The organism is Terriglobales bacterium, assembly GCA_035567895.1.
GTDB lineage: Bacteria > Acidobacteriota > Terriglobia > Terriglobales > Acidobacteriaceae > Gp1-AA112.
The window spans coordinates 156,451-179,448 of record DATMPC010000058.1 but is presented as its reverse complement, the minus strand read 5'-3'; the positions used below and the strand labels follow the sequence as shown (position 1 = coordinate 179,448).

General features: G+C 57.0%; 18 protein-coding genes. 8 read left to right on the top strand and 10 right to left on the bottom strand.

Going from position 1 to position 22,998, the window contains the following annotated elements:
• Window positions 1–72: 72 nt before the first annotated feature.
• Complete coding sequence (locus tag VNX88_11760; GenBank protein ID HWY69337.1) at window positions 73–768, bottom strand: amino acid racemase; 696 nt, start codon at window positions 766–768, stop codon at window positions 73–75.
• A 100-nt stretch (window positions 769–868) separates the two neighbouring features.
• Here VNX88_11760 and VNX88_11755 point away from each other — a divergent pair, with 100 nt between their 5' ends.
• On the top strand, window positions 869–1,363 hold the full coding sequence (locus VNX88_11755; protein HWY69336.1) for a DinB family protein: 495 nt from the start codon (window positions 869–871) through the stop codon (window positions 1,361–1,363).
• Here the strand turns inward: VNX88_11755 and VNX88_11750 are convergent.
• Together VNX88_11750 and VNX88_11745 are read right to left on the bottom strand one after the other, a co-directional pair.
• On the bottom strand, window positions 1,360–2,742 hold the full coding sequence (locus VNX88_11750; GenBank protein ID HWY69335.1) for an ATP-binding protein: 1,383 nt from the start codon (window positions 2,740–2,742) through the stop codon (window positions 1,360–1,362). The genes VNX88_11755 and VNX88_11750 overlap by 4 nt on opposite strands.
• Entirely contained in the window at window positions 2,743–4,413 is a 1,671-nt protein-coding gene (locus tag VNX88_11745) for an FAD-dependent oxidoreductase (protein HWY69334.1), read from the bottom strand.
• Between the two features lie 173 nt (window positions 4,414–4,586).
• Between VNX88_11745 and VNX88_11740 the strand changes: the two genes are divergently transcribed.
• The 3 genes from VNX88_11740 to VNX88_11730 all read left to right on the top strand — a co-directional run bounded on the left by VNX88_11740 (window position 4,587) and on the right by VNX88_11730 (window position 9,697).
• Window positions 4,587–6,218: a DUF5597 domain-containing protein gene (locus VNX88_11740; GenBank protein ID HWY69333.1), complete on the top strand. Its 1,632-nt coding sequence runs from the start codon at window positions 4,587–4,589 to the stop codon at window positions 6,216–6,218.
• 218 nt (window positions 6,219–6,436) lie between these two features.
• A complete protein-coding gene (locus VNX88_11735) occupies window positions 6,437–8,524 on the top strand; it encodes a galactose oxidase-like domain-containing protein (GenBank protein ID HWY69332.1) in 2,088 nt (695 codons plus the stop codon).
• Window positions 8,525–8,560: 36 nt separating this feature from the next.
• Complete coding sequence (locus tag VNX88_11730; GenBank protein HWY69331.1) at window positions 8,561–9,697, top strand: aminotransferase class I/II-fold pyridoxal phosphate-dependent enzyme; 1,137 nt, start codon at window positions 8,561–8,563, stop codon at window positions 9,695–9,697.
• Between the two features lie 11 nt (window positions 9,698–9,708).
• On the opposite strand, the gene VNX88_11725 is transcribed toward VNX88_11730, so the two are convergent.
• The 3 genes from VNX88_11725 to VNX88_11715 all read right to left on the bottom strand — a co-directional run bounded on the left by VNX88_11725 (window position 9,709) and on the right by VNX88_11715 (window position 15,697).
• Entirely contained in the window at window positions 9,709–12,393 is a 2,685-nt protein-coding gene (locus VNX88_11725) for an ABC transporter permease (protein ID HWY69330.1), read from the bottom strand.
• 74 nt (window positions 12,394–12,467) lie between these two features.
• Window positions 12,468–15,131: an ABC transporter permease gene (locus VNX88_11720; GenBank protein ID HWY69329.1), complete on the bottom strand. Its 2,664-nt coding sequence runs from the start codon at window positions 15,129–15,131 to the stop codon at window positions 12,468–12,470.
• 236 nt (window positions 15,132–15,367) lie between these two features.
• The gene (locus VNX88_11715) at window positions 15,368–15,697 is read right to left on the bottom strand and encodes a PadR family transcriptional regulator (GenBank protein HWY69328.1); all 330 of its coding nucleotides are present in this window, start codon (window positions 15,695–15,697) and stop codon (window positions 15,368–15,370) included.
• 214 nt (window positions 15,698–15,911) lie between these two features.
• On the opposite strand from VNX88_11715, the gene VNX88_11710 reads away from it, so the two are divergent.
• The gene (locus tag VNX88_11710; protein HWY69327.1) at window positions 15,912–16,715 is read left to right on the top strand and encodes a hypothetical protein; all 804 of its coding nucleotides are present in this window, start codon (window positions 15,912–15,914) and stop codon (window positions 16,713–16,715) included.
• 171 nt (window positions 16,716–16,886) lie between these two features.
• Here the strand turns inward: VNX88_11710 and VNX88_11705 are convergent, their stop codons facing one another.
• Window positions 16,887–17,252, bottom strand: coding sequence for a hypothetical protein (locus VNX88_11705; GenBank protein HWY69326.1), 366 nt, complete (start codon window positions 17,250–17,252; stop codon window positions 16,887–16,889).
• Between the two features lie 197 nt (window positions 17,253–17,449).
• Here VNX88_11705 and VNX88_11700 point away from each other — a divergent pair, with 197 nt between their 5' ends.
• Window positions 17,450–17,755: a metalloregulator ArsR/SmtB family transcription factor gene (locus VNX88_11700; GenBank protein ID HWY69325.1), complete on the top strand. Its 306-nt coding sequence runs from the start codon at window positions 17,450–17,452 to the stop codon at window positions 17,753–17,755.
• Window positions 17,755–18,696, top strand: coding sequence for an NAD(P)H-binding protein (locus VNX88_11695; protein HWY69324.1), 942 nt, complete (start codon window positions 17,755–17,757; stop codon window positions 18,694–18,696). Before VNX88_11700 ends, VNX88_11695 begins: the two co-directional genes overlap by 1 nt.
• A 178-nt stretch (window positions 18,697–18,874) precedes the next feature.
• On the opposite strand, the gene VNX88_11690 is transcribed toward VNX88_11695, so the two are convergent.
• From VNX88_11690 to VNX88_11680, 3 genes are all read right to left on the bottom strand, one after another.
• Window positions 18,875–19,891, bottom strand: a complete 1,017-nt coding sequence (locus VNX88_11690; protein HWY69323.1) for a site-2 protease family protein — start codon at window positions 19,889–19,891, stop codon at window positions 18,875–18,877.
• A gap of 19 nt (window positions 19,892–19,910) precedes the next feature.
• Window positions 19,911–20,663: a hypothetical protein gene (locus VNX88_11685; protein ID HWY69322.1), complete on the bottom strand. Its 753-nt coding sequence runs from the start codon at window positions 20,661–20,663 to the stop codon at window positions 19,911–19,913.
• A gap of 207 nt (window positions 20,664–20,870) precedes the next feature.
• Window positions 20,871–21,101: a DUF2007 domain-containing protein gene (locus VNX88_11680; protein ID HWY69321.1), complete on the bottom strand. Its 231-nt coding sequence runs from the start codon at window positions 21,099–21,101 to the stop codon at window positions 20,871–20,873.
• 294 nt (window positions 21,102–21,395) lie between these two features.
• Here VNX88_11680 and VNX88_11675 point away from each other — a divergent pair, with 294 nt between their 5' ends.
• On the top strand, window positions 21,396–22,895 hold the full coding sequence (locus VNX88_11675) for a tetratricopeptide repeat protein (protein HWY69320.1): 1,500 nt from the start codon (window positions 21,396–21,398) through the stop codon (window positions 22,893–22,895).
• The last annotated feature ends 103 nt before the right edge of the window (window positions 22,896–22,998 follow it).

Sequence of the window (22,998 nt, the reverse complement as noted above, 5' to 3'; positions counted from 1 at the left end):
GCCGCAGATGAGCCCAGAAGTGCTGATCTACAGCCCCGAAGCCAACGTCGCGCGGAGTCTCTCGAACCACACTTACGAGCTCAAGCGCTCAAGCGCGGCCTCGACGTGAATCTGCGTAGTGTCTAGCAGTGGAACACCGCCAGCTTCGCCTCCACGCAGAAGCAACGGTAGCTCAGTGCCTCCCAGAATCACCGCCTGTATGCCATCCCGATTCTTCATTCGCACGATCATCTCGGTAAGCGCTTGACGAGTCTCGTCGAGAAAAACTCCGTTCACCAGTTCCTTGAAATATCTTTCGTGGATGTAAGCCTGATCGTTCTCATCGGGCACGTGGATCTGCATCTGCTTCCTTGCAAATACGTCAGGGTAGAACGTCGCCTGCATCGTGAATCGTGTCCCCAGCAAACCGACCCGCCGGAAACCGGATTGATGAGCGCGGTCGGCCGTGGCCTGCACGATGCTAATGAGAGGAAGCGGAGAAGCGCGCTCAACCTCGTCGAAGACGATGTGTGGTGTGTTCGCGGTTAGCAGAGCGAAGTCCGCACCCGCTACCGCAAGCTTTTGCAACTCCGATACCAGAAACGCAGCGAGGTCATGAAGACGTTCTCCACGAACGCAGCGGAGGACATGCTGCATATTCACACTGTTGATGATGATCGACGGTGGATCTGCGTCAGGATATCGCGACCGATGCGTCTCGATGAGCGAGCGATAGTAGTCGACGGTCGACTCAGGTCCGAGCCCGCCGATAAGTCCGATGGATTTCATGCGAGATCGCGATACAGTCGCAAAAATTTAGCAACTCGTGGCTGATTCTCGAAATCCTATTGCCGATTCTGTTTAATTTGCTGCCTGGGATGAGATCACGATGAGTGAAGTAACACGCATTGCCCAATTATACCGCTCGGTGTATGAAGGAGATGGAAGTGGCGAAGCCTGGCATGGTCTTGCGCTAAAGCCTCTATTGAAGGATGTGACCGCTGAACAAGCTTCACGCGCTCCCATCGTGGGACAGCACTCCATCCTCCAACTCGTGCTTCATATCGCCTATTGGGAAGAAATTGAGCTACGCCGCTTTCTCGGAGAGACGGTCACTGCGCCCCTAAACACGCCGGACGATTGGCCCACGAATCGGAGAGTAACGGATGCCGAGTGGAAGGCGATTCTCGCTCGCCTCGAAGCTTCACACGCAGCGTTGCGCGAAGCGATTGAAGCAAGCACCCACGAGAAGCTCAACCAGCAAGTCCCTGGCCGAAATCACGACAATTACACGCTGCTGCACGGGACCATCGATCATTGCGTCTATCACACCGCGCAGATTGCGCTATTGAAGAAGGCCAGCGCAGCAGCTCGTAAGAATTAATTCTGAGTCTCCGCCAACGGCAGCCAGACTTGAAAACGCGTGTCCCCGGGTTTGGAAGTTACCTGAATGTTTCCGCGATGTTTCTTCACGATTCGTTGCACGGTGTCGAGGCCGAGCCCAGTACCCTCTCCGACTCCTTTGGTCGTAAAGAACGGTTCGAAGATGTGCGGTTGAACTTCGGGTAAGATGCCGGGGCCGGTGTCTCCGATCTCGACTACAGCGCAACCATCGTCACGATAGGTACGGACTCGCAGTTCTCCTTTTCCGTGCATGGCGTCGATCGCGTTGTCGATAATGTTGGTCCAGACCTGGTTTAACTCGCTTCCGAATGAATTCACGAGAAGCACGGGCTGATAATCGCGCTTCACGACTACTCCGTGTTTCAACTTGTGATTCAGGATGGTGAGTGTGGTTTCCAGGCTCTTGACGATGTCCACGTTCTGTATCGGGGCCTGGTCCATGTAGGTGTATTCCTTGATCGCGCGAACCAGGTCGGAGATGCGCGAAGTCGCGCTCTCGATTTCGTGTAACAAACTCGCGACTTCCACTGAGGCAGCGATCCGCACAAGAGCGGCTCGGGCAGTTTCGGCATCGAGGTTTGCGAACAAGGACTCAAGGACCTCGGGCTTGATGTTTCTTCGCGCGAGGCTCGCTGCCAATTGCCAGAGATCGTTCTGGCCATGGCTGCGCAGCAAAGAGTCGATTTGATCCTCCAGGTCGGCGATTGTCAGCGCATCGGGTGGAAGGACATCCGTCTGCGTGAACGAGACTTCGAGTTTCTCGATCTCTGATTTCTGCCCAGGAGTGAGATTGCGCTTTCCCAATTCGAGACTCGCGTCTCTGATCTTTTTGAGAATACTCCGCAGTTGACTCGTTGCGCGTGTCGCAGCAGAAGCGGGATTGTTGAGTTCATGAGCCAGTCCAGCCGAGAGTTTTCCTAGAGAAACCAGGCGATCCCGCTGCTGCTCGATGCGAGTGATTTCCCTAATCCGGTCCGACATCAGAGCTACCAGGCGCGTCGTCAGTTCCGGCATCTTTTGTACAAGTTCGGGAAACAATGAAGCCGGGAACTTCAGGATGCGACCCTCCGTGATAGCCCGGCCAGTGACGCCGAACTCTTTCATGCGGGAAAAGGGCAGCATCCCAGTGACTTCGCCCGGTTTGATCGTAATGATGATAGTTTCGCCGCCGAATTCGCCGCGGAACTGCATTTGGCCCTCGAGAATTACAAACATCGAGTCAGCCGGATCACCTGCGCGAACGTATATTTCTCCGGCTACTAGATGCATTTCCTGCGCATGGCAGAGGAACCAGTCGAGCTGGTCATTAGGAAGATCGGCAAAAGCCGAAACGCGAAGTAATTCGGATTTCTCGACCATTTAGACCTTGCTTAGATACTGATGGATGAACTGCACAGCCACCGATCCCTCGCCTACTCCCGAAGCGACGCGCTTGATCGAACCGTGACGAACATCGCCCACAGCAAAAATGCCGGGGACGTTTGTCTCGAGCAGGAACGGATCCCGATCGAGTCCCCATCCCTTCGGGCGCTGCCCGCCACGTAAGAGATCCGGACCTGTCAGCAGGAAACCGCGTTCATCTCTCTCGACTACATGTGCCAGCCAATCCGTCCTCGGCAATGCACCGATGAAGATAAACATCGCGTTTGCCGGCACACGCTCGATCTTGCCGGTATCGGAACACAGCACCGAAATCTCTTCCAGATGTTCTTCACCGTGCGCTTCGGCCACGCTGGCGTGTGTCCACAACTGGATGTTCGGCGTTTGTTGAATCTGGTCGATTAGGTATTGAGACATTGTGCTGGACAGAGAGTCGCCGCGAACGAGAATTACGACGCGCGCAGCGTATCTAGCAAAGTTCATGGCGGCTTGCCCAGCGGAGTTGGCCCCACCTACAACGTAGACGATCTCATCCTTGCACGATAGCGCTTCAGTAGCTCCGCCGCCGTAATAGATTCCCGCACCCTGCAACCGATCGACTCCCGGAGCTTCCAAGCGCCTCCACTGCACACCCGTGGCGATCATCAGCGCGTGACACGAAATCTCGTTTCCATCCGCCAGCTTGATAATTCGGTAAGAGCCTTTCGTTCGAATGCCGACCGCCTCCTGCGGCGCCAGGATTTCCACTCCAAAACGCTGGGCTTGTACGACAGCACGTCGAGCAAGATCACCGCCGCTGAGTCCAGTTGGAAATCCGAGATAGTTCTCGATTCGGGAACTCATGCCAGCCTGGCCGCCCGGAGCTTCGCGCTCCACCATCACCGTATGCAGGCCTTCGGAGGCTCCATAAACCGCAGCAGCTAAGCCAGCCGGACCTCCACCAACAATCGCCAAATCATAGAAGCTGGTTTGAGCGCGTGTTCGCAGCCCAACCTTCTGCGCCACGTCAGCCGGCACGCTCTCGAAAAGCCTCGTACCGTCTGGGAAAAGCACGACAGGAAGATTGGCCGCCTCGGGACCAAGAGCCTCGAGAAGTCGCTTTGTCTCCGGATCATTCGCGGAAAGCTCGACGTCAATCCACTGATATGGAACGTGATTGCGTGCGAGGAAGTCTCGCAGTTCATACGAACGCGGCGACCAGCGTGTGCCCAGCACGCGGATTCCCTGAAACGTTGGACGGAACCCAGCCTGCCAGTCATCGAGCAGATCGTCCAATTGCGGATACAGATGCTCAGCGGGAGGATCCCAGGGCTTCAGAAAGAAATAGTTGATATTGGCTTCATTGATAGCGCTAATGGCCGCATTCGTGTCTGCGTACGCGGTCAGCAGTGCGCGCTTGGCTTCAGGAAAGATTCCCATCGCCTCCCGTAGGAACTCCACTCCGTCCATATGCGGCATGCGCTGGTCAACCAGGAGCAAGGCCACATTATCATTGCGTATTTTCAAATCCTTTAACAGATTGAGTGCGCCTTCAGGAGAATCGCTACCGATCACTCGATATTCAGCGCCGTACTGCGAACGAAGATCGCGCTCTATCGCCCGCAAAACGTCAGTATCGTCATCGACACTCAGTAAGATTGGTTTGGCCATGCTCACTTTCAGTTCTCAGCGAATGAAGGAAACGAAAGGAACGATTACAGCTTCTGGTTCTCAGGATGACTTCATTTAGATACACGAAATTGTATTTGGTCGCGTAATTCGTACGAATGTTCCCACTAGTCGGAAATGCCAAGAGACCGGATAATTCTGCGCTTGGAGGATTCGTGACAACCACTGTCCGCCCCATATATCTGAGCGTCGTCTTCCTCGGACTTGCCATCGCGGCAGTCCATGCCGCCGAATTGCCGCACATCCGTATGGAGAACGGAACCGGTCAACTCATCGTGAAGGACCAGCCATTTCTAATCCTTGGTGGCGAACTAGGCAATTCCTCGGCTGGCACCGCTGCGCAAGCAGACTCGATCATCCCCAAGCTCGCCGCGATGCACGTGAACACAATCCTGATGCCTGTCGCCTGGGAGCAGCTCGAACCAAAGGAAGGCAGCTTCGACTTCAGCATCCTCGACCACTGGATCGATACCGCGCGAGCACACAATATGCACTTAGTGCCACTGTGGTTTGGCAGTTGGAAGAATGCCTTTTCCAACTACGCTCCGGCCTGGGTGAAGTCCGACACCAAGCGCTTCCCTCGCTCCGAATCCCCCGACGGAAAGCCGCTGGAGATTCTCTCGACTCTACCTGCGGAGACTCGCCGCGCCGACAGCCGCGCATTCGCGGCCTTGATTCGACACGTGCGCGAAAAGGATTCCGATCAGCAGACAGTCTTAATGGTGCAGGTCGAAAATGAAGTCGGCTACCTTGGCCCGGGGCGGGACCGCTCCGCGGAAGCAAATCGACAATTTCAGGGACGCGTACCAGACGCATTGATCCGGGCGCTTGGAGCCAAACGCCTTCAGGTATCTCCAGAACTGGCAGCACATTTCAATCAACAAGGCCGAACTTGGAGCGAGGTCTTTGGCGACGCCGCAAACGAAGCCTTCATGGCGTGGAATTACGCAACTTACATCGAAGCTGTCGTTCACGCCGGAAAGCGCGAATACGCGCTGCCCATGTACGTCAACGCGCAGCTCCCTGCGCCGCAGGAAAGGGCAGGCGAGTATCCGAGCGGAGGCCCGCACCCTTCTTATCTGGAGGTCTGGCGCGCGGCAGCTTCAAGCATCGATTTCTACTCGCCCGATATCTATTGGCCTAATTTCGAATACTGGGTGCAGCGCTATCAGATCTCTGGCAATCCGATCTTTATTCCCGAAGCGAGACTCGATAGTGCTTCGTTCAACGCGCTCTATGCTTATGGGCAGGGGCGCGCCTTCGGTTTCTGCCCGTTTGGGATTGATAGCTTGAAGCTGCCGGAAAACGATCCTAAACCCGCGATCATGCAGACGTACGAGTTGCTGGGTAGCATGCGCGATCTCTTGCCGGCAGCCCAAGCAGCTGGAATGACGCGCGGTTTGGTGCTGCATACCACGAGCCCGCGACCCACACAGACAGTTCCCCTGGGAGGATTTCTGTTCGAGGCAACCCTCTCGCGTTCCTCGCCGGCAAGGACCATCGTTGCTGACGACGGCGCCATGCTGATCCTGCAAGCAGCACCCTTAGAGTTCTACGTTGCAGGCAGCGGCTTAACCGTCAGCATTGCCCGCGATCCTGATCTCGATTCGGGAATTGCTGGCATTGAAGGTGTTGAGCAGGTCACTCGCGCCGACGGAAAATGGATCACGGAGAGGCGCCTGAATGGCGATCAGACGAATCAAGGACGACAGTTAATGCTCGATCCACATCAGCCGCATATTTATCGCCTGCGGTTGTACTCCATCACCCGAGACAGCGAGCACTAGTCGCTATCTCCGAACCAGTCACCTGTCGTTCTTACTCATCGCTGTGTGTGCAAACTCTTGCACATTGACAATCCATTCAAGGTGCCGCAGGATACGACTCATCTTCTGTCGGTATCTCAAGTGTGTCGGCACTCCGACTTCTTGAGCTTCGCTTCCCGATTCAGTCTTAGCATTTGGCATTCCCCCAACGGCCCCATTTTCCGTTTGGAGGGATCACTATGCGCCATCGTATCGACAAGGTCTCAGTCTGCTCGTTTCTTGCATTTCTAGCAGTTGCGTTCACGACTCCATTCGCGTGGGGGCAAGCCAACGTAACCGGGAGTTGGTCTACGCTGCCCTACAACATGCCAATCAATCCGGTGCATGTCGCACTCTTGAACAACGGCAAGGTGTTAATTGTTTCAGGTTCTGGGAACGTGGCAGGCAACACGAATTATCGAGCGGGGCTCTGGGATCCCCAGGCCGGAACGATCACGACTCAACCAGTCGGGTGGGACATGTTCTGCAACGGCATGTCAATCCTTCCCGACGGACGTCCTCTGGTCAACGGCGGCACACTGCAATACGATCCATTTCACGGAGCGCTTAACAACTCCGTTTACGATCCTGCGACCAACACGTTTACCGACGTACAAAACATGGCGCATGGCCGGTGGTATCCCACCACTACAGTTCTAGGAGATGGGCGGCTCCTAACATTCTCGGGCCTGGATGAGAACGGCAGCACCAACACGACAGTCGAGTTCTATACAGCGGGCAGCGGGTGGAGCTCAGCATTTGCCGCTGGATGGACCCCTCCTCTTTACCCGCGTCTGCACGTGTTGCCCAACGGAAAGGTTTTCTATTCCGGCTCAACAACGCAATCGCGAGTTTTCGATCCGGGCGCGCGCACGTGGACGAACGTCGCCACAACTCGATATAGCGGCACTCGGACATATGGCACCTCAGTGCTCCTGCCGCTGACGCCGGCCAACAACTACACTCCACGCGTGTTGATCCTGGGAGGCGGCAATCCCTCGACTGCTACAACCGAGCTCATTGATCTTTCCTCTCCAAGCCCATCCTGGGTATTCGGGCCCGCTATGTCCCAACCGCGCATCGAAATGAACGCGACGATGCTGCCGGACGGTAAGGTTCTGGCTCTTGGTGGTTCGTACAACGACGAAGACACCGCCACTGCCAGCCTAAACGCAGATCTATACGACCCCGCGTCAAATACTTTTTCTTCTGCGGGAGCGAACGCCTATGCACGCTTGTATCACTCGGTCGCCCTCCTGATGCCTGATGCCACCGTGTGGGTCGCGGGCGGAAACCCGCAACGTGGCTCGTACGAACAACGCATGGAGATCTACAAGCCAGCGTACTTGTTCACGACTGACGGACTAGGCAATGTAGTACCTGCGACGCAGCCAACGATTACAGCATCTCCGGCGGGCATCAATTATGGTGGCGCTTTCACAGTGGACAGCCCAAATGCGGCTAATATCTCTTCTGTTGTGTTGGTGCGCGCAGGCGCCGCGACGCACGCGTTTGGTATGGACCAGCGGCTCGTCGGCTTGTCATTTTCAGTACTTGACGCCACTCACCTCAGCGTAACCGGGCCTCCGAACGGAAACATCGCGCCTCCCGGTTACTATCTTCTGTTTCTCCTGAACTCCGCAGGTGTTCCCTCAGTTGCGAACTTTGTTCAGGTATCGTCCATTCCCGACTTCAGCGTCTCGGCCACTCCAGCATCGCGCAGCGTTACACCTGGATCGAGCGCAAGCTACACGGTTAACGCCTCGGCCAGTGGCGGCTTCAACAGCGCAGTGAGCTTCAGCGTGAGTGGACTGCCTGGCGGAGCGAGCACAACGTTCAATCCAACTTCGGTGACGGGATCAGGATCCTCGACTCTGACTGTCAACACCACGTCATCAACCCCGCTCGGAACGTATCCGTTGACGATCACCGCTACTGGTGGCGGACTCGTGCACACTACGTCTGTCACATTGGTCTTGAGCGCGCCGACGGATTACAGTTTGTCCGCGACACCGACAAGCGGGACGATTGCCCGCAAATCTCAGGGAACATATACAGTTTCAGTGGCGCCAGTGAATGGTTTCGCAGGAACTGTTACGCTGAGCGTAAGTGGAGTTCCGAGCCGGACGAGTTCGTCGTTTAGTCCCTCTACAATCTCGGGCTCGGGCAACTCAACCTTGACGATCAGCGTGAATAAACCGGCGCAGCCCGGCACCTATCCGCTGGTTGTTACCGGAACCAGTGGCAACTTGAGCCACAGTGTGAACCTGACATTGGTGATTCAATAAGCACTGCTAACGTCGTGGGAGGTCAGGGGAGAACATATGCACGCATCACGTAGAGTGTTTCTGCGCGGTCTCGGCGTTAGCGCTGCTGTCGGGCTTACGCCGATACGGTCTTTGGCGAATGCGGCCGTCAGCTTTGAACCTGCTCGCACTGAAACCGCTCAGGGACCGATCCTGCTAAATAGCAACGAGAATGCCTACGGCCCCTTGCCCAAATCGGTAAATGCCCTGCAGAGCGCTTTGGGCCAAGCGAATCGATATCCGTTTGCGTTTTACGGAGAGCTGGGGGAAGAGATCGCTGCTTTACACCGCGTGCGGCCAAGCCAGATCGTGCTGGGATGCGGCTCAAGCGAGATCCTGCGCATGACGGCTATGGCGCTGCTCGGAAGCGGCAATCAACTTGTGCAAGCCACACCGACGTATGAAGCCATGGACCACTATGCGCGTGTGGCCGGGGCATCAGTTGCAAGCGTGCCGCTCACGCATGAGTACGCACACGACGTAGGCGCGATGCTCGCGGCGACAAAAAATGCAGGGTCGCTCATCTACGTCTGCAATCCGAATAATCCGACAGCATCGCTGACTCCCCGAAATGATCTCCAGGGCCTCATCTCTCGTTTGCCGAGCTCATCGCACCTACTCATCGACGAGGCCTACCACCATTTCGCCGCTTCGTCGCAGCAGTACAAATCGTTTATCGACACCCCGGTAAACGATGACCGCGTGATCGTCTCTCGCACGTTCTCGAAGATCTACGGACTAGCTGGACTTAGGCTAGGTTATGCTGTCGCATCGCCCGCGATCGCAGAAAGTTTGCGACGGTACGCCACTATCATCAACATCAATGCAATGGCGTCCGCAGCAGCGCTGGCTGCGCTGCGCGATAGCGAAAGCCTGGCCGCCGCGGCAAAACGCAATGCCGATGATCGCCAGGAATTCTTCAACCAGGCGATGGCGCGCATGCTGAAGCCCATTGACTCACAGGCGAACTTCGTGATGATGAATGCTCATCGCCCTGCCGAAGAAGTGATTGAACATTTCCGCAAGAACAACATCCTGATCGGGCGAAAATTCCCAGCGATGCATACACACGTCCGCGTGTCCCTGGGAAATCCCCAGGAGATGGCTGAATTCTGGAAGGTCTGGGACAAGATGGGCGGCGGCATGAGTATGTAGTGCACCGAGTATTACTCACAGCGCAAAGCTCTCAATGGATCGAGCCGGATGGCGCGCATCGTCGGCACGAAGCAAGCCGTGAGTGCGACAAAGGTGAGAAGTAAGACGATCCCGAGCAAAATCGCGGGATCGCCGGCGCTCACGGAAAATAGCACGCTCGAAAGCAGTCTGGCCACGACGAACATGAATGGCAGTGAGACCACGAGGCCAAACCCGACCAGCGCGCCGCCTTCGCGCGCGATCAGTCCAATGACGCTGCGAGGCTGCGCGCCCAAGGCCATACGCAAGCCGATTTCTCCAGTGCGCTGCGTCACCGAATAGGCGATGACGCTATAGAGGCCTATCGCCGCCAGGAACAGCCCAACTGCCGCCAGCATTGCCATGACTCGCGCGCTGAAGCGGTCGGAGGAGAGCACGGAATTCAGCATCGCGTCCATGCTGCTGACATCGAGCACGGGCTCGTAAGGATTGATGTCGTGGATCGATGTTCGTATGAAGTTGGCGGTCACGGATGGATCAGCCGTTGTACGTACAACCAAGCCCATTAAGACCCCAGAAGGTGGATTGGTGCGCTGAGCATATGGAATGTAGAGGACTGGCCGCGCAATGCGGAAATTTAGGCGATCCTCCTTTGCATCTCTTACGACTCCAACCACGACCAGCCACGGATAAATCGTGTCCTGCTGGCGGCCGCGTCGCAGGCGTTTTCCAATCGGATCGCCATCTCCAAAAGCCTGGCGCGCCATCTCCTCCGTGATAACAGCGACCGGTAGTGTGTCAGCCCGATCCTCGGCGGTGATCATCCGGCCCTCCAGCAGCATCAGACCCAGAGTCTCGGCGTATCCAGGGCTCACGTGCCGCAGCGCGGTAATTGGCACATCGGAAGGATTGCGAGGAGGACGGCCTTCCACGGTGAACACGGTGTCGGGTGAGAACTCCTGCATCGGGAGGCTCGTAGTGACTCCTGCCGCTTCGACTCCCGGCAAAGCGCGCACGCGTTCGAGAACCCGATCCAGGAATGCGACCTTCTGGGTCTCGTGTGGGTATTCAGTGACGGAGAGTGGCAACTGCATGGTCAGCAAGTGTTCTGGACGAAAACCTAAATCAAGCCCTGCCAAACCATAGAAGCTCTTAGTCAGAAGCGCGCCGCCAAAGGACAGCGAGACCGCAATAGCGATCTCTGCTACGACCAGGGCGCGCAACCATCCTCTGCGTGCCGCGGTGCCGCCGACGCGATGTTCGCGTTGCCGTAGCATTGCAATCACATTGCGCAGCTTCACCAGCTTCAACGTCGGCAGCAGGCTGAACATGAGTCCGCTCAGAATGGAAATGGTGAAACAGAAGATGAACACGCGTGTATCCATCCGGAAATCGGTGGCGACCTCACCGAATGAGTGAGGCTGGATAGGGTTGAGCATGCGGAAGACGGGGCGCATTCCCCAGGCGAGCAAGAGGCCGGCAGCGCCTCCGACAAACGCCAACATTGCGCCCTCAGTCAGCAACTGTTGCGCGATGCGCCAACTGGACGCCCCCAGCGCCACCCGAATCGCCAGCTCGCCTTCACGAACCACGCCACGAACCAGCAACAAGTTCGCGACGTTCACGCAGCAGATCAACAGCAGGAGGCCGATCGCCAGTACCAGCACGACTATTGCCCTCGTCATGCGTCCATCATCGTCGCCGATCGACCACTGACGCATGGTGAGCAGGCCGTAGCTCCATCCACGCTCTGTCGGAAACTGCTGTTCCAGGTGACGTACCGACTCCTTGCTCGCTTGAGCAGCCTGAAGGAGCGAAACCCCCTCTCGCAATCGTGCGACGAAGATGGAACCGTGCGCCGTGCGCAGTTGCATCGGTGCCGTTTCGGGATCGACTTCGAGCGCGACCCACGCCTGCGTTCGCGTCGGATAATCAAAGCCGGGCGGCATGACGCCAACAACCGAGTAACTGCGGTCATCCAGAACCAGCGACTGGCCGATGACATTCGGGTCGCCGCCAAAGCGCCGTTGCCAAAAGCCGTAGGCGAGCAGCACGGCTGCCGGTCCGCCCGGTCTGCTTTCTTCACGCGATAGGTCGCGGCCGAGAATTGGAGCGGTCCCGAGCGTCTCGAAAAAGCCAGGAGAAACCGCCGCTACATGAACCTGTTCGGCTTCTGTGTTCCCGCGCAGCAGAAAGGAGCGATCGATCGAAAGCGCCGTGCTGGCAAATGCCTTCTGCTCGCCGCGAAGCACGGTGTATTGCAACTGCGAAGTACCAGCCGGATCGAACCCTTCGCGCAAAGCTTCGCCCAGCACCAAGCGATCGGGATCCTTTACCGGCAATCCGCCGAACAACAACGCAGTCACGGCGCTGAACGACATTGTGTTGAAGCCAATGCCAACTGCGAGCGTCAAGACCGCAACGGTACTAAACGCCGGGTTCTTCGCCAGCATGCGAGCGCCGAAGCGCAGGTCGTGCCAGGTGGTCTCCACTAGTCCGACGTTGCGAGCTTCGCGACACTGCTCTGCGATTTGCGTTATTCCTCCCATCGCGCGCGAGGCGGCATACTTCGCCTCGTCCGGCTTCATGCCCGATGCAATGTTTTCGGCGATCTGTTCCTCAAGATGAAAGCGCAATTCCGAATCGAGCTCGCGCTCCACCGCATCGCGTTGAAAAAGGCTTCGCAACCGTAATCGCAATTTGCTCGACCAACGCATACGCACCTCAGGTGTGTTGCGGTCCCAACACCAATACCTGCTTGGCAATCTCCCAAAGCATTTTCGCTTGAACTTCACTGACGTAGAGCCCGCACGGGATCCGTTCGCGTCGCGCGCAAGGCGGGCACGAAGCAGGCTGCCAGTGCGGCAACGATCATGACTGCGAATGCCGATCCGAAAGCCAGCGGGTCGCGTGGGCTCACCTTATATAGGAGATAGCCGAGCAGCCGTGTCCCCGCCAGTGCGATCGTGGCGCCGACGATGACACCGGTGGCGGTCAGTGACAGACCTTGCGAGATCACGATGCGCAGCAGATCGGAGCCGCGGGCGCCCAGGGCCATCCTTAATCCCAGCTCGCGCGTGCTTTGCGAGACTGCGTAGGACAGCACGCCGTAGAGTCCAATCGTGGCTAGCAGCACGGCCAGGCTGCCGAAGATGGTGAGCAGCATTACTGCTGCGTGCTGTCCTGAGGTCGACCGTTCGATTTGCTCGCGCATGGTGATCACGGCGTAGGGCGCGAGGTCGGGATCGAGGGCGTGCACTTCGCGGGCTAGGGCTCTAGCGATCGCGTCCGCGGGTTGCTGGGTTCGCAGAACCAGGCCTGTCGTGGGTGCGAAGTTCTGGCGCAAGGGCACGTAGAAAAATGCCTTGGGCGCCTCCATGATGCTGCGATACTTCGAGAGTTTGGCTACGCCTACCACCTGCACCCATCGTCCATTCACCTGGAAGCGCTTGCCGACCGGGTTCTCGCCATACCAGTACTGCGTGACCATCGCTTCGTTCACGATCGCTACCGGGGGAGAGGTTTCGTTGTCGGCGCGCGTGAATTCCCGGCCGGAGATGAGGGGAATTCCCATAGTAGAAAAGTACGATGGGCCAACTTCGTTGAACGACAGCATTGGCTGCTCGTTCAGCGCAGGCTCATATCCTTCGACGGCGATTGGAGCCTCCGTGTAGTCGCGATAGCCGAGGGGTGCGACCCGGCCGTAGGCAGCCGATTCGATTCCGGGAATCGTCTGCACGCGGTCTATGAGGGCGTCCTGAAAGTTCTTCGCGCGCGGGGTGTCGTACCCAGCGGCCATCAGATTGACGGCTGTGCTTAGCACCCCGTCGGTGGAAAACCCGGGGCTTCCAGTGCGAATCTTCTCGAGACTCAGAACCACGAGGCAGGCGCCTACCAGCAGCACAAAGCTGAGCGATACCTGAACTACAACCAGGCCGGCGCGTATGCGTGCTCTTCCCCTCGCTCCAATCACGCTTCCCGATTCGGACTTGAGTGCCGAGGCGAGATCGACTTTGCTGCTCTCGAGCACCGGCACCAGCGCGAACAATACGGTGGAAATAAGGCACACGCCTGCGCTCAGCACGAGCACTCGCCAGTCCATCTGTCCCGGCAAAAAGATAGGACCGCTGCGTGGCGGTATCAGGACGACGAGAAGGTTACGACACCAATATGCGAGCACAATCCCGCCGGCTGCGCCGATTATGGAGAGGATCAGGCCTTCTGTGAAGAGTTGCCGCAGCACGCGGCCGCGCGTCGCGCCAAGCGCGAGGCGAGCAGAAATCTCGTGGCGCCGTGCGAAAAACCTGACCAGCAGCAGGTTGCTGACGTTCGCGCAGACGATCAGGAGCACAAACACTCCGATACCCAGCCCAATGCCCAACGTGGGAAGCATGAAAGACGCGCCGTTGAAGGGAGCCTTCCATAACGGCAGCACGTTAATGCCCAGGCCGCGATTGGTCGCGGGATAGTTGTTTTCCAGCCGCTCGGCGAACCCGGAGACTTCGGCCTGGACCTGCTCGGAGGTCACGCCAGGCTTCATGCGCAGGAATCCCTCGATCCAGCGCTCGCCGCGATTTTCCGTTTTGTATCCGCCCGGCTCGAACCTCTCCTGCATGGAGATGGGCACCCAGAGTTTCCAGGAGTACCCGATAAAGGTCCCATAGAACCCTTTCGGAGCAACGCCGACGATGGTGTGCGGCAGCCCATTGAGTACCTGCGTCTTCCCGACGATGCCGGGATCGCCGTGGAACCGGTTTTGCCATAGCTGATAGCTGATTACAGTTACCGGGTGAGCATTGCGACCAAAGTCTTCGTCGGGCTCGAAGCCGCGTCCGAGAATGGGACGAATACCCAGCGCGTCAAAATAGTTCGAAGAGACTAGGCTGCCTGCGCCGCTTTCGGCCCGGTCACCGATGCTGAGCGTGACGCCAACGATCTTCTCCGCAATGACCGCATCGCAGAGCGTGCAGCTCCGCTGAAGATCCAGGAAGTCGGGCCAGGAGAACCCGTTGTAACCGATTTCGCCGCGCCTGGTTGCCGCAAGCATGAGCAGTCGGTCCTGATGAGCGACGGCGGGATAGGGATGGAGCAGGATGCCTTCGATCCAGCTGAAGACCGCCGCATTGGAACCGATTCCCAGAATGAGACATAGGACCGCCAGCGTCGAAAAGCCGGGGTTGCGCCGCAGCATGCGCAGGCCAAAGTGGACGTCCTGCAGAACGTTCTCGATAAAGTTCACATTGCGCATTTCGCGGCACTGCTCCTTCACCGGCTCCAGGTGGCCGAGTTCGCGGAGGGCGGTGTACCGCGCAGTTTCAGGCTTCATTCCCTGCGCGACGTATTGGTCGATCAGGGATTGAAGATGAAACTGGATCTCTTCGTTCAGCTCGCGTTCAGCCTGTTCCCTGCGAAAGAGCGAGCGCAGACGGAGCGGCAATTTGTAGTACCAGCGCATGTGTCTCGACCGTACTTCCCAAATCTGTCATCCTGAGGCCCGATGTTGGCCGAAGGGCCTCCCGCGATGATTGGGAACGTACATGCCGCCTCCTGGCTTTTTGGCCAAGATCGTCGTGAAAGAGCCGGGACGCAGCAATCAAAGTCCGACTCATTCCGGGAGATCCTTCGGCCAACATCGGGCCTCAGTATGACAATTCCTAAAACCTGCAAACCCTGCCATCGCAGGGGTTCCGATTACATCGCCTCAAGCACCAGATCAATTGCCCCCGAAAGACGGCTCCACTGCGCCTGCTGTTGCCGCAGGGACTTAGCACCGTCGCGCGTGAGCGAGTAATACTTGGCGCGCCGATTGTTCTCCGACTCTCCCCACTTCGCCTGGATCCATCCCTGTTGCTCGAGCCGATGTAATGCCGGATACAGCGCCCCCTGGCCTACTTGCAACACTTCATTCGAAAGCTGCCGGATGCGCTGCGCGATTCCCCATCCATGCATCGGCTGTAGCGCAATCGTCTTGAGAATAAGGACGTCGAGCGTTCCCTGAACCAAGTCTGTGGGCTTCCCCATAGGTCTCCTGTCAATGACTGACAGGACGATAGCTTAGACTCCTGTCAACGGTCAAGGGAAGCAAAATGTGAGCAAATTCTTTGTGCTTTGGGAGGTAGTTACTCGGGGAGAGTTACTGCAGGAAGGAGAGCCATACGCAGTATGTCGTTGACATGCGGGGATGAAGCGGATACGGTGCGCACGCGAGTTAACTCGCACAGGAGAGAAACATTTAATGAAATCAGGCAATGCGATTCTTGCAGTGAGCTTGATCTGTTCGGTAGCTTGTTGGGCACAAGGAAGTTCCGGGAGTAGTGGTTCCTCCACGCAGCAGCTCAATGCACAGAATGCTTCCAATGTTTGCCGTATCTATTTCGTAAAGCCGAAGCCCGGCTCCGAGGCGCAGCTGGAGCAAGGGCGAAAGAAGCACATGCAGTTCCACAAGAGCCAGAATGACACCTGGACATGGACCACATTCGCGATTGAAACCGGCATGAATACAGGCGTGTATGTGACCTCCACCTGCGGACATACCTGGAAAGACTTTGACGATTGGGAGAAGCGGATGGGCAAAGCCGACACCGCCGATGCCACGGCAAACATGTCCCCACATGAGCAAGCCAGTTGGAACGGCTTCTATCTGTATCGGTCAGACATGAGTCTGGGTGCCGCCAATCGACCGCCAACGCCGATCACCGCTGTCACCATCTACGTGCTCCATCCCGGCGCGCAGAACGAATTCATGGATGCGATCAAGAAGATCAATGACGCTCTTGCGAAGCAGCCCGATTGGCCAAAGACGTCAGGATGGCTCCAACTGATCAATGGCGGTGAAGGACCGACATTTGTGCTGCTCAACGCGCGTCAGAACTGGGCAGACTTCGCCCCATTGCCCAAATCGGTACAGGATGTCGTAACTGAGACTTACGGAAAGGATCAGGCAGATTCAATCTACAAGACAATTCGAAACTCGACAGACCACTTGTTTACGGAGTCGGCGGTCTACAGGCCAGACTTAAGCTACTCCCCGGCAAAATAGATTTACAGCAAGAACCGATACGGATCACACGGAAACACGACGAACAAATACGGATCCGCAATTGCTTGGTAGCTACGACGATCCTCAAAGAATCCGTGTACGTCACTGCATCTTCCGCGCAATCCGTGTCGGATGTTGCTTTTGCTTTGGTCTGTTCGGACACCTGGAGATTCAACGATTTCGCATCCACGCGAGAAACTTGGAATCGATCTTCGGCGCGTCGGGATCGTAACCGTGCGCGATCATCTCACGCTTGAATTCCGAACAGTCCACCTCTGGGCGCTGCTTCATTGCCATTTGGACCATTGCCTCGCCAACGTCGTCCCTGTCGCAAGGAAGGCTCGCAGCCGCCTGGAAAACTTCGTCAGCGAAGTCGCCGCCATGTAGATAATCGCGCAACACATTTCGTTCGAAAAACGACCGCAGCAGGCCCAGACGAATCACCAGACCATGGAATTTGTCCCCGGGCGCATCGCCAATCTCCGAAGCATCAATACCGATGGTGCCGAGCCCGAAGGTTTTCGTCGCTTCGCCCATTAGCTCGGCTTCCCTGGTACGCTTCCACCTATATTCAAGCCATAGTGTTATACATAAGCTCGTCACAAGTAAGTCCTTTGAATTGAACGCGAAAGCCATCCGAATTGAAAAGATGTGGGCGCTGGCAAGGCGCTACCGAAACCGCGGAACGACAGTAACGTTGACTCACATTTAGCTATCTTGCTAAATTGCTACTAATGAAATCAGCCAGCCAAGCGTTCCGGGCTTTGGCCGATCCTACGCGGCGGCAGATTCTGCAGGAATTGAAGGGTGGCGAGTTGTCGGCGGGGCAGATTACCGCACTGTTTCCCATCTCCGGTCCGTCGATTTCCCGGCACTTATCGATTCTCAAGAATGCTGACCTGGTTTCTGAACGGCGAGACGGCAATCGCATCTTCTACAAGCTGAATGCAGAGCAGATCGCCAGTGCTTTGGGAGATTTCCTGAGCGCGGTCTGTCCTACACAGATTGCCTATCGTCGTCGTCGGCGCAAGGAGGCTTGATGAAGATCGCGATCACTGGAGGCACAGGCTTTGTTGGCCGGCATTTGGCTGAGCGTCTGGCCAGGGATGGCCATCACGTCGTGCTGCTCGCACGTGGCATAAGGGCTGATGGTTTCGGCCTTCGTGAACATCCCTCGGTCGATTTTGTCCCGGCCGATCTCTCAGATCCGAAGGCTTTGGCGTGCGCCTTTTCAGGATGCGATGCTGTCGCCCACTGTGCCGGTATCAATCGGCAGATCGGACAGCAAACCTATCAGCGAGTCCACATTCAAGGCACTGCTAACGTTACACAGGCGGCAAAGACTGCAGGCGTGCGAAAGATCGTGCTCATTAGCTTTCTGCGCGCGCGGCCAAATTGCGGATCGGCTTATCACGAATCAAAATGGGAAGCTGAGGAGCTGGTACGAAACTCAGGCCTGGATCATACGATTCTGAAGTGCGGCATGATCTACGGACGCGGTGATCACATGCTCGATCATCTCAGCCACACGATTTTCACGCTTCCCATCTTTGCCAAGGTCGGTTTGCGGGAAAAACCGATTCGTCCTGTGCCAATCCAGGACCTGGTTGACGTTATATGCGCTGCCCTGCTCGATGGACGGCTCTCGCGAGCCACAGTCGCGGTCACTGGAGCAGAGGAACTCTACCTTAGCGAAGCTGTGAGGCGGGTTGGGCGTGTGCTTGGCAAGAAAACTCTCATACTGCCCGCACCTGTTTGGTTCCTTTACACGCTTGCACACGTCTTCGAGCTGACAATGCGAGTACCGTTGATCGCGCTCGCCCAAGTGAGGATTCTCGAAGAGGGAGTAGTAGACGCCGCGCCTCCATGCGCTGCCGCTCCCAACGATCTCCAGCCCTCGCGTCGATTCACTCCAGAGCAGATTCGCACCGGACTTCCCGAACCGGGACCGTTCACGTTGCGGGACCTGCGCTGTGTGTAGCCAACGCGTCACTCGCAGCCACCGACGCGTAGGAAAGACTTAGTGATATGTCAAAGTTCGGCGAGTCGTGGTCGACGGCTCGAATGCTTCATCCGGGCTGTTGCGGTAGGAAGTGGTTCGCTCTGTCCAATTGCCATGAGTGTCATATCGATAAGGTTCAACACCGTTCATCTACAAATCACCGGCCGAAGCCCTCGCCGGGCATCAGGCGCATGACAAGGCCCAGGCCTGTCATCACCACGAGAAAGTAAGTCAACGTGCGAGGGCTGGAGTGTGCAGGAAGATCTTTGCTGAAGCTACGCCAGAGCGCTCCTAGTGCTACGAGAAAGAACACGTTCTCTCGCAGCAGAAGCCATAGCGCCAATGAACCGGTCAGCAGGATCAACCGTTCCATCTTGCTGAGTGCTGATGCTGCCTGTCCTCCATCCAGCATCCAGATCGGGATCAGGTTCATTATGTTGAGCCAGGCGCCTGCGCGGGCTAGTCCTCCCCACAGCGGATTTCCAGTTTCGAAATAGACGACGGCACAGACGGCTCCTGAAATCAATCCGGCTAGCGGGCCTGCGAGGCTGATGGCAGCGCGAGTTTCCACGGTTACGCCCAGCGCTTGCCAGCGGACGTAGGCTCCCAGGCCGGGCAAGAAGACCGGCATATCGGCAGGCAGGCCGCGGCGCTTGATGTCGATGAAGTGTCCCATCTCATGGAGCAGGATCAGGATCGCGAATCCGGCTCCGAATTTCGCGCCCCACAGCTTCCAATAGACTGCGATGAACCCTGCGAGGCTGAGCAGGAAGTTGAGCTTGAACAGCGCCAATAATCCTTTGCTCTTGGCCAGGATGACGGCGATGGGCGCCATCGGACCGAGCTTGCGTGCCCATTGATTCTCCTGTTTTGGCACCGGCACGCGGGCGGCATCGTTTTGAAGATCACGCGCATGCTGCTGGATCCACTCCGCCTGCTTCGCGTTCGGCGGCAGTAGAGGCAGCGCACTCAGCCAGGTGTCGCGCGCTTGAAGCAGCTCGCCACTTTCTTCCAGCAGTTTCGCCTGCGCCGAAAGCTGTGTCAGTTGCTCGCTATGCACCAGGGCGTTGCATTGATCGCAAACCAGCGCGCCTGCGGCCAGCTCACGGCGGCAACGCGGACAATTCGAGATGACTTGAGGAGTGATGGCCGACGTATGATCGATTGTGCCCATGAACTAGTTCAGTCTAAGTTCAGAATGGGCCATCGACAACCAGCGGTGGATGTCCGCGAGTGAGCTGCCACGCGATGCGAATGCCGACGAAGAGGATCACGAGTCCGATCAATCCATTCAGCGGAGAGGAACCAAGTTCGAGGAAAGGAGAGGCCAGTCCGAGAAGTGCGAGATAGCCGATGGCAGAGGCAAAACTCATGTGCTTACCCGTGGCGCCACTCTCGGGACTCGACGCTGCCGCTTGCCCTCCTTCCGGCGACGGACTCTGCGGATTTGCGTTGTCATTCGGCTGCGGAGCTTGGGCCTGGCTTTGTGCGCGCTGCTTCTTCTCCTTGGAAAATTCCGCGATTGCCATGGGGATCGCGGCCATCGAAACAGCTGCATACGTCAAGAGAACAGCGACCATCTGATAGCGACGCCCGCCGAGTCCGCCGGAGCCTTTCATCATGGCTTTGCCTACGAGCCAACCGACTGCCAAAGAGACGTAGCCAATCATCAGCCCGGTCACAATTCCGACCACGGCATAAAGCGCGAGGCCGGCGATTGCCGCTCCGGCACCAAAAGTGACTGCGCGAGCGAAGGCGGCATGGCTGTCCTTCGGAATCGAGCTCTTAAGGCGTTCCGTGCAGGCGCTGCACGCCATGTGATTGTTCACCCGATAGTAGGTGCCGGAGATCGGTTGATTGCAGACCGCGCAAGTGTCTGTTCCCGGCTTCGCCTGGAACTCTGCAGTTTCAAATTGAGGAGTGGCGCTGCCGTCGCCGATTTGCATGCCGCGACAAGGTAGCACAGGTCTGGCTTTGTTCCGAAATGATTCTGGAGAGAAAAGTCAAAAACATGACACGGATTGCACGGATATTTGTGTGAATGTCCGATTAACGATTAGATAAGAAATCCAGTTGAAGTCAAGAAACCCGGACGAACCGGCGCCCGCGGTGATCCGTGCTTTTATCCGTGTGATCCGTGTCGGGTTTTGCTTTTATTCTGGACGCACCCGCGACTCGAGAATTTCTTTAGCCTCTAGCGCGTCCTCCTCGCGCACCAGCACCTTAAATCCACCGCTGGCCCAGGCTATGTGTGGACGCATTCCTCCCGCGGTGTCGGCCTGAATGATGGCGTCGATCTCTGCAGCTTCCAGAGCGCTCAAGGCCATGTCGGCCTCAAACTGGTCGGAAAAGGTGTGGACTACGACGAGATCGTCATCCTGCATGTCCATATCTTAGGACGGTTATTCACCACGGAGACACGGAGGCACGGAGAACACCTGGGTGAAACCACGAAGGACACGAAGGGCACGAAGGTGAGCTGGCGGCTGGAAGCTAATAGCTGCTCTACAGTAAAATTGAGCATCCCCGTCCAACCGTTGAGGAGGCTGTCTCTGGGTTCTTATTCTCTCCGTCGTGCCCCTGTAGGGTTACCCCAAGTGCTGGCTCTGGCTTTACTGCTCACTTCCCTACTCTCTTGGACTGCTGTTGCTCAGAAGGCTGCGGCGCCGGCTGCTCCGATGTCTCACCCTGGACCGGTGGCCGATCCTGCGGGCAACAAGATCACTCTTGACGTAAGTGAGACTTTTTTCTCATTTTTTGCCGGGTTGAACTCCTGTGGTTATGACCAGGAGCTTTCCTCTTCTGATCCGCTCCGCAATCAAGTTCGGGCTGCGGTGATTCGCTCCGTGGCCGCCTCTGAGGATGCGCAGTTCCAGCGCAAGCAGCTTTGCGATTACATTCGGGATCATCAGGCCGCCGATCCTTCGCGGAATATCGCGCAGTATGTCTCGCTGGCTCTTTATACGACCGAGCCACCGGAGTTCAAGCCCACAATCAAAGAGGCCGATCTGCCTCCGGATGCGCAAAACGTGCTCGGGTACCTGTCGGTGCTTCAGGTCTTCTATCAGGCAGCGCATCTGCATGAGCTTTGGACACAGTACGAGCCGCAGTATCAGGCTTACGTTGATCGCTATCACAACCAGGTAGCAAACATGATTCTGGAGACCGACGCCTATCTGCGCTTGCCGATCAGCGGATACGTTAGCCGCAGCTTCGCGCTTTACATCGAGCCGCTGGTGGCGCCGGGAGAAATCAACGCGCGCAACTACAGCGTGAATTATTTGATGGTGATGGCGCCCGATCAGGGTGTTTTGAAGATGCAGCCGGTGCGGCACACGTACCTGCACTACACGCTCGATCCACTGGCCTTAAAGCGCTACAACCGTATGCAGGGCTTGAAGCCTCTGCTGCAGACGGTCGCAAATGCTCCGCTCGACGAGAAGTTTAAGACCGACATCGCACTCTTGGTCACTGAATCGCTGATTCGCGCGGTTGAAATCCGCACGACACCGGTTCCTCGCATTGACAATGAGGATCGCAAAGCGCGGGAGAAGCGCGTGGAGGCTATTTACTCGCGCGAGGTTGATGAGGCGATGCAACAGGGCTTCGTGCTGACACGCTATTTCTACGAACAGTTCGCCGATTTCGAAAAGGGTGAAGTCGGTTTCCAGGACGCCTTTGGGCCTATGCTGACGAATCTCAACCTGACCCTGGGACGCGAACAGAAGCGCGCCAGAGAAATTACTTTCGCCAAGCAGGGCTCTCCCGATTTGGTACGGGCAACACTGCGCGCACCCGGCGACTCGCTTGATGCTGCCGAAGAGAGTTTGATAGCAGGTGATGCCAAAGGCGCCGAGGAGATCGCCACGGGCGCGATCAGCGGCGGCTCAGGCGACCAGGCGCGTGCCGCCTTTATTTTGGCTCGTGCTTCGTCGTTGCAGGGCCGCATGAAGGACGCGATCGATAATTTCCAGAAGACGCTGCAACTAAGTCACGATCCACGTATGCTGGCGTGGTCGCATATCTATCTGGGCCGCATCTTCGATATTCAGGAAAACCGTGAGTCCGCGCTTAGGCACTACAATGCCGCGTTGAATGTAGGCGACACCGCTCCCGATACTAAGATCGCCGCCGAGCGCGGTCTGCAGAAACCGTACGAAGCATCGAGGAATAAATAGCTGCTAAGCTTCTAGCTCCTGAGCTCCTCAGCGATGGGTTGTGCAGCCTTGAAGGGGAGCTTAGAGACTTGGGGCCTTGAGACTTAGTAGCTCAACTTCCCAC

Coding starts and splice junctions, on each gene's coding strand:
- VNX88_11760 (HWY69337.1), bottom strand. CDS start 768: ATGAAATCCATCGGACTTATCGGCGGGCTCGGACCTGAGTCGACCGTC.
- VNX88_11755 (HWY69336.1), top strand. CDS start 869: ATGAGTGAAGTAACACGCATTGCCCAATTATACCGCTCGGTGTATGAA.
- VNX88_11750 (HWY69335.1), bottom strand. CDS start 2,742: ATGGTCGAGAAATCCGAATTACTTCGCGTTTCGGCTTTTGCCGATCTT.
- VNX88_11745 (HWY69334.1), bottom strand. CDS start 4,413: ATGGCCAAACCAATCTTACTGAGTGTCGATGACGATACTGACGTTTTG.
- VNX88_11735 (HWY69332.1), top strand. CDS start 6,437: ATGCGCCATCGTATCGACAAGGTCTCAGTCTGCTCGTTTCTTGCATTT.
- VNX88_11730 (HWY69331.1), top strand. CDS start 8,561: ATGCACGCATCACGTAGAGTGTTTCTGCGCGGTCTCGGCGTTAGCGCT.
- VNX88_11725 (HWY69330.1), bottom strand. CDS start 12,393: ATGCGTTGGTCGAGCAAATTGCGATTACGGTTGCGAAGCCTTTTTCAA.
- VNX88_11720 (HWY69329.1), bottom strand. CDS start 15,131: ATGCGCTGGTACTACAAATTGCCGCTCCGTCTGCGCTCGCTCTTTCGC.
- VNX88_11715 (HWY69328.1), bottom strand. CDS start 15,697: ATGGGGAAGCCCACAGACTTGGTTCAGGGAACGCTCGACGTCCTTATT.
- VNX88_11710 (HWY69327.1), top strand. CDS start 15,912: ATGAAATCAGGCAATGCGATTCTTGCAGTGAGCTTGATCTGTTCGGTA.
- VNX88_11705 (HWY69326.1), bottom strand. CDS start 17,252: ATGGGCGAAGCGACGAAAACCTTCGGGCTCGGCACCATCGGTATTGAT.
- VNX88_11700 (HWY69325.1), top strand. CDS start 17,450: ATGAAATCAGCCAGCCAAGCGTTCCGGGCTTTGGCCGATCCTACGCGG.
- VNX88_11695 (HWY69324.1), top strand. CDS start 17,755: ATGAAGATCGCGATCACTGGAGGCACAGGCTTTGTTGGCCGGCATTTG.
- VNX88_11690 (HWY69323.1), bottom strand. CDS start 19,891: ATGGGCACAATCGATCATACGTCGGCCATCACTCCTCAAGTCATCTCG.
- VNX88_11685 (HWY69322.1), bottom strand. CDS start 20,663: ATGCAAATCGGCGACGGCAGCGCCACTCCTCAATTTGAAACTGCAGAG.
- VNX88_11680 (HWY69321.1), bottom strand. CDS start 21,101: ATGCAGGATGACGATCTCGTCGTAGTCCACACCTTTTCCGACCAGTTT.
- VNX88_11675 (HWY69320.1), top strand. CDS start 21,396: ATGTCTCACCCTGGACCGGTGGCCGATCCTGCGGGCAACAAGATCACT.